Annotated in this window: 6 protein-coding genes and 1 pseudogene; all 7 read right to left on the bottom strand. The window is 40.7% G+C overall.

Going from position 1 to position 6,446, the window contains the following annotated elements; all coding sequences use genetic code 11:
* On the bottom strand, positions 1 to 316 hold a 316-nt coding region (locus tag AC6I5A_RS06575), incomplete at its 3' end, for an Hsp20 family protein (RefSeq protein ID WP_034613300.1).
* A 799-nt stretch (positions 317 to 1,115) separates the two neighbouring features.
* Positions 1,116 to 1,463 (bottom strand): annotated as a pseudogene (locus AC6I5A_RS06570) (M48 metallopeptidase family protein); the annotation flags it as partial.
* A gap of 15 nt (positions 1,464 to 1,478) precedes the next feature.
* Complete coding sequence (gene dinD / locus AC6I5A_RS06565; protein WP_497900556.1) at positions 1,479 to 2,174, bottom strand: DNA damage-inducible protein D; 696 nt, start codon at positions 2,172 to 2,174, stop codon at positions 1,479 to 1,481.
* A gap of 236 nt (positions 2,175 to 2,410) precedes the next feature.
* Entirely contained in the window at positions 2,411 to 2,614 is a 204-nt protein-coding gene (locus AC6I5A_RS06560; protein ID WP_497900555.1) for a TnpV protein, read from the bottom strand.
* 134 nt (positions 2,615 to 2,748) lie between these two features.
* The gene (gene guaA / locus AC6I5A_RS06555; RefSeq protein ID WP_034613305.1) at positions 2,749 to 4,281 is read right to left on the bottom strand and encodes a glutamine-hydrolyzing GMP synthase; all 1,533 of its coding nucleotides are present in this window, start codon (positions 4,279 to 4,281) and stop codon (positions 2,749 to 2,751) included.
* A gap of 221 nt (positions 4,282 to 4,502) precedes the next feature.
* Positions 4,503 to 5,051 carry a hypoxanthine phosphoribosyltransferase gene (gene hpt / locus AC6I5A_RS06550; RefSeq protein WP_034613297.1) on the bottom strand — a complete coding sequence of 183 codons (549 nt, stop codon included), beginning with the start codon at positions 5,049 to 5,051 and terminating at the stop codon, positions 4,503 to 4,505.
* Between the two features lie 142 nt (positions 5,052 to 5,193).
* Complete coding sequence (locus tag AC6I5A_RS06545) at positions 5,194 to 5,856, bottom strand: LolA-like protein (protein ID WP_034613294.1); 663 nt, start codon at positions 5,854 to 5,856, stop codon at positions 5,194 to 5,196.
* Positions 5,857 to 6,446 lie beyond the last annotated feature (590 nt).

The raw sequence follows: 6,446 nt of genomic DNA, 5'->3' as shown, positions 1-6,446 counted from the left end.
TACTAAAACTTCTTTCTTTACGAATATAGTTGTCCTTTTCCTCATCAGTTTGCTCATTTTTTTGAACAGATATCGTTAGTCTTTCTTCATCAATTTCAATATTTACTTCTTCTTTCGTAATTCCAGGAAGTTCAGCTTCAACAATAAATTCTTTTTCATTTTCTTTAATATCCACTTTCATCTGGTAACTGTTCCTATATAAGGCAGGAAAGAATCTATCATTAAAAAAATTTTCGAAAATGTCCTCAATGTCAAACAAATTATTAGATTTTTGAATCCCAGAACTCCTTCTTACAAATGGTACTAAGTTAAACATTAACAAACACCTCCATATTTATTTTGTTTTATTAAAATCAGTTAGTAAAGGTTAGTAATAGGTATTACTAATGTCAGCGCATTTTAAGCACCTCCCCCATTACTTGCATCATCTGACCTTGACTGACCTTTAAAATATTTATACAACAGGTAACAAAAAGTATCAAATATAAAATTTGACCTTCTTTGACCAAATTAATCCATAATAGATTAAGAGCTTTAATTATCATATTATTACTTATTATTACTTCATTTATTTGGTTATTTAATATTTATTTGGTTATTTAATATTTATTTGTCAATCGCCTAAAAGAATTTAGCCATTTTACTCCCACTTAGCAAACCTTAACTTTTACTAAACATATTAGTATTTCATGCTTATCCCTATGCTTATGTACCTGTTTCCCATATTATTCGACGCTTGCCGATTTTCTGTTATCAAAATGTTATCACATAGTATTAGTCAAATTAGGTGGAGCTTCTATAATACCCTATCACAACTTCATAAACCATTCTTCATTGACCTCATTGGAATCATCAACTGATGGTATTTAATCACACTTGATTTATCCATTATTTCCCTCCATAAATTGCCTTGTGTTTCTTTCCTTCATATTACCCGGCACTTGTTGATTCTCTAATGTCAAAATACAATCAGAAACACTCTACTATTTCAAGTTTTAACACCTCTATTCGTCCAACATGAGCTTCTTCTTTGAATTTCTGAGCTTGCGGATTTCCTCTCGTTCAATTGTTTTTTTCTTTTTACACCTTCGCCAATTTCTATCATTTTGTTGACCTCAACAAAATGATATCAAAAATAGTTTTATTACAATCCATGTACAACATCTTGATCTAATACTTTTTTTTTCCTTCCAATCAGGCATATAGATGCTGAGAAAATCGTAAAACTGTTTACTATGATTAGGATAAAGAAAGTGTATAAGTTCATGTAAAATAACATACTCAATGCAAGCTGGTGTTGCCTTCGTGAGGTATTGATTAAATGTTATTATTCCTCTCTGTGGGCTACAACTACCCCACAGAGTCTTCATTTTCCGAAGCATTAATCTGGGCTTGTTAACCTTATATTTCTTAACTATCGGGTATAGCTTTTCAACTTGAAAATTAAGAACCTTCAGGGATTCTTTTCTCCACCAACTTTACTCTTTGTTGCTTTGGAAATCTCCTTCAGCTAAATGTTTTTTCTCTGTTTCTTTTTCAATTTGCTTAATACTCTTTTCAGGCGTGGGCAAATCCTCCGGCATGGTGCCGCCTAATTCCTTAATGGTCTGACGAACCTTAGCGCCTACCGCATAATGTGTTTGATACGCTGCTTGTTTTCCGCTTATATTTTCACGTCGAAGTTTTTCATCTGTTTGCGTCGCCCGGAACAGATTAGCCGCTAATTCCGTACTGCCCATATGATCAAGAATCTTTTGGCTTTTCTTCAAACCTTTCCTCGCGTGGATTTCTCGAACACCTAGTCCGCCATATAATCCCTGATATCCCTTGTTTTGAAAAATCGCATACTCCTGCGGCGTTTCCACTCCTGCCATCTGCGCCGCTTCGGCAAGCGATTTATTATGGGCAACCATTTCATTACGGATTGCCAAGCGCTTTTGGTCTTCGCTCAACTGCTCATAGTTTTCAATTAATTCCTGCTGCCTAGTTTTTACAGCGAAATAGGTTTGTCCAACTGCGATAACCTCTTTGCGAGGATCGCCATTCATGACAATCAAATAGCCTGCATAACGTGAAAGCATAATGTCATCGATTTCACGCTCTGCGCCCGATCCGATCTCAACCATTTTGTTGACGTCAACAAAATGGTCTTCCAAAGATGCTCCACTGTTCACACATGCTGTGCGTCAATGCAGTTTTTGAATTTATTTAAGTCATTTCTTATTGGTGACAGAATTATTTGTGAATTTAAGCTGTGGCTTTTGGTGAGTTACTGGCATTAGTTCCATCATCTTATATATTCTTGCTCCACTGACCGTTCTTGCGAAAGACCTCCTACCATAATCCTACAGGAGGTCTTTTTCACGTCCGATTCCAAAGGGGCAATGCATTTTGCAATCCTTTCTTTTTATTAACCATTTATTTCATTTCTGACTATTTCATCGACAGCATTTCGGATATTGTTCATTCTCCCGACCCACTCCATCTGATTCTCGGATTTCAACTGCTCGGTTACACCTTGCTGCTGGGAATATTCTCTGACCAGCCTTTCATACATCTCCAAGGCTTTCATATCAACCTCGTGTAAGTAGGCATTGAGCCGTCCAGAACCCAAGAGTCATCATATTATGAAACATTTAGAGAATGTCGAACCGGATACATAAAGCACATGAAAGGTGTAGCTGTTATCATTTCGCATATAAAAGCCCCGAGAGCCTTGATTTACTGAGGTTCTCGGGGCTGTGTTTCCTATTCCCACTCAATCGTTCCCGGCGGCTTGGAGGTAATATCATAAACCACTCGGTTGACTCCTTGCACTTCGTTCACAATCCGCGAGGATATGCTTTCTAAGAGGTTATACGGGAGCCTTGCCCAATCTGCGGTCATGGCATCTTCGCTGGTGACCGCTCTGAGGATAATGGGATACTCATAAGTTCGACTATCCCCCATCACGCCGACGCTTTTGATTGAAGGGAGGACAGCAAAACATTGCCACACGTCACGATACATTCCAGCACGCCGAATTTCTTCTAACAAAATGGCATCTGCTTCCCGTAAAATGTCCAGCTTCTCACGGGTCACTTCCCCAAGAATACGAATCGCCAGTCCCGGCCCTGGGAATGGTTGCCGCCAAACAATCTCCTCACTCATACCCAGTTCAATTCCAAGTTCACGCACTTCATCTTTAAAGAGCATACGTAACGGTTCGATGAGTTCAAATTGAATGTCCTCAGGCAAACCGCCAACATTGTGATGGCTTTTAATCGTTTCCGCAGTTTCCGTCCCGCTCTCCACAATATCCGGATAAAGAGTCCCTTGAACCAAGAAATCGACCTGTCCAAGTTTTAAGGCCTCGGCTTCAAAAACGCGTATGAATTCAGTGCCAATCGCTTTGCGTTTCAATTCAGGCTCGGATACACCTTGGAGCTTTTGCAAAAAGCGTTCCTGGACATCCAAAAGCACCAGATTCAGTTGGAACTGTTCCGTGAAAACTTTCCTAACCTGTTCCGCCTCATTTTTCCGCATAAATCCATGATCAACAAAGACGCAGGTCAATTTATCTCCTACTGCTCGGTGCAGTAAAGCCGCAGCTACCGAAGAATCTACCCCCCCGCTCAAAGCACAAAGAACATGTTTCTTTCCAACCTTGGCGCGGATCTCCGCCACTTGCATCTCGATAAAGGACTCCATAGTCCAATCCCCAGCACATTTACAAATATCAAAGAGGAACATTTCTAACATCGTTTGCCCACCAAGGGTATGTTTTACTTCAGGATGAAACTGCACACCATAAAAATGTCGTTTTTCATCCATCATGGCTGCAATTGGAGTATTCCAAGTATGGGCAGCGACCACAAAGCCCTCAGGTAATTTGTGCACAGAATCACCGTGGCTCATCCAACACGGGCGCTCTCCACCCAAACCTTTCCACAGGTCTGTCGGAATATCAACCGTCACCATTGCTTTCCCATACTCGCTGGCTTCAGTATGTTCTACACTTCCTCCTAATTGTACAGTCATCATCTGCATCCCATAGCAAATCCCCAGTATAGGAATCCCTAAGTTATATATTTCGGGATCCACTTTAGGAGCATTCGGTTGATTGACACTGGCCGGTCCGCCCGAAAAGATAATGCCCTTCGGTTTACGAGTCCGAATTTCCTCCATCGGGATTTTATAAGAAACCATTTCAGAATACACATGGGCTTCCCTAACACGGCGAGCAATAAGTTGATTGTACTGTCCTCCAAAATCCAAAACCAATACGACTTCCTTTGGCACTTTTTCATCATCACCATTCTTATTATTATAAAATACTGTCAATAATTCTTCGTTGAAATGAATTATATAGCACGCCAAAATGGATCACGATAGTCTCCAGTGACGATAGTCTCCAGTGGAGAGTATCGCCGAAAGTGCACGGCCCTTAACGAATTCTATCGCGCTGAGGATGACTATCGCCGAAGGCGCTCACCCAAAACGAAGACTATCGCCGTAGGATGCTAAGGCCCTTCCTCCTCATGCGCTTCCTGTTTTAACACCCCAATATAGGGCAGATTCCGATACTTTTCGTTGAAGTCGAGGCCATACCCTACAACAAATTCATCAGGAATCGAAAACCCGTTGTAATCCGGAGTAATATCCGCTTTCCGTCGAGCGGCTTTATCGAGTAGGGTAATTACCTTTACACTCAGGGGATTCCGCGCTCTTAAGTTTTCTCTTAAGTACTTTAAAGTCAATCCCGTATCTATAATATCCTCAGCAATCAAAATGTGGACATCCTCGACACTACTTTCTAAGTCCCTAAGAATGCGCACTACACCAGAAGACTGCGTTGAGTCTCCATAGCTTGATAGAATCATAAAATCATACGCCAAAGGCAATTTTATCTCTCGGATGAGATCCGCCATAAAGGGAACAGCACCTTTTAAAATCCCAAGGATTAAGAGTTTCTTTCCTGCGTAATCTCGAGTAATCTCTGCGCCAAGTTCCGCTACACGCTTACCCAAGTCTTCTCTTGAAATTAATACTCGTCCAATATATTTTTCCATATAAGGACACCTCCACCTTAGGATAAAACTTATTTTAAAACTATATCAGAGGCTTGACTATTGTGCAAATAAAAGTAATGAGGCAGGATATATACCATAAGAGGGTATATTCCTGCCCCTTTTCAATCATAGAACACCATCCCTAGATATTCGGCGCTTGTATATTTATCTTTTTCCCAATATCTTTAAACTCAAGTGTCATTGTCATTGGTTCGGATTTTTCTTTATTTTTCGCTTCGATTGTTGCTTTAACAAGCGTTTTATCTGACTTACGAATATAAAGCGTATACTGGAAATCGGTCCAAAATACCTCCATCATTTGATTCTGCACACTGGGAGATAAATGACATACCCATACCTTTTCTCCGTTTACTTTTTCTTGATCGCTAAGCATCACCTCTCCAAGCTCTTTCATTTGAAGCGAAGATAAGGGGTTAAGCTCCGCCAAAAAAACTTCCTGAGCCGCTTGAGCGTTTGCAAATCTGATCCACTTCTTGCTAAACGGATCTTTGCTGTAAGTAGAATCCCCGATTTTGATCATCTCTACTTCGCTTCCGGCCAGCTGTCCCAAGATTCGGGTGTTCCCGCCATCCTTCTCTCCTAGAACCTGAGTGAGTACCCGATCTTTTCCCTCGACCCATTGATGCTGGGTCAAACTGTAGCGAAAAGAGGTTGCTGCGTTTAATCGTTCTAAGCCGTGTGTGACTAAATCAGCAGGGTCTGGTTGCCATAGAGAGCGCCCTAGAAGCCCCCCCATCAACACGATAATAATTCCAATGATTAACCCAAATCCTCTTTTCTTCATCTCATACCCCCCTGGCGGAGTTCTTACCCTACAATATGTTGAATTAGCTCGCCCTATTCCACTAATCTGTGGAAGTGCAATGTTAATGTACAGGTGAGGGCAATACATAAAAAATCAACACCCGTACATAATAACACTCATCAACCAAAGAGGAGATGAGCAAATGAAACTGACTCCTATTTTACAAAATCAGCTAAAACGCTGGTCAAGACAAATAGTTAACACCCTAAAAGGTAAGACAAATCCTAAGGCGCCAAAAGACTAAATGTTGAAACCTAAGTTTACCCCTATAAACTCAGGACTCTATTTATAAAGATCCCCTCGCTAGGGAATTATAGGAAAAGGCGGCGCATAGAAATGAAAAGAGGTTTATAATTCAAACGGAAAACTAGCGAGTAACGTCTGTTGTGCCKATGCCTTATTACCTATAAGGAGGTAGTTTAAGTGAGAGAGTGCGGAGAAACAAAACAACGCTGGATGATCGGGGAAACTAACGGCAAAGAACATGTTTTGCGGGAAGCGGTTGAACATTATGAAGCAGAACCACAAATGACTAAGCCCATCGAAGAATGCGGAGAACTCATTAATGA

It is taken from the genome of Desulfosporosinus sp. Tol-M2, from assembly GCF_059735615.1.
The sequence above is the reverse complement of the archived record's forward strand: the minus strand, read 5'-3'. Positions and strand labels throughout refer to the sequence as shown.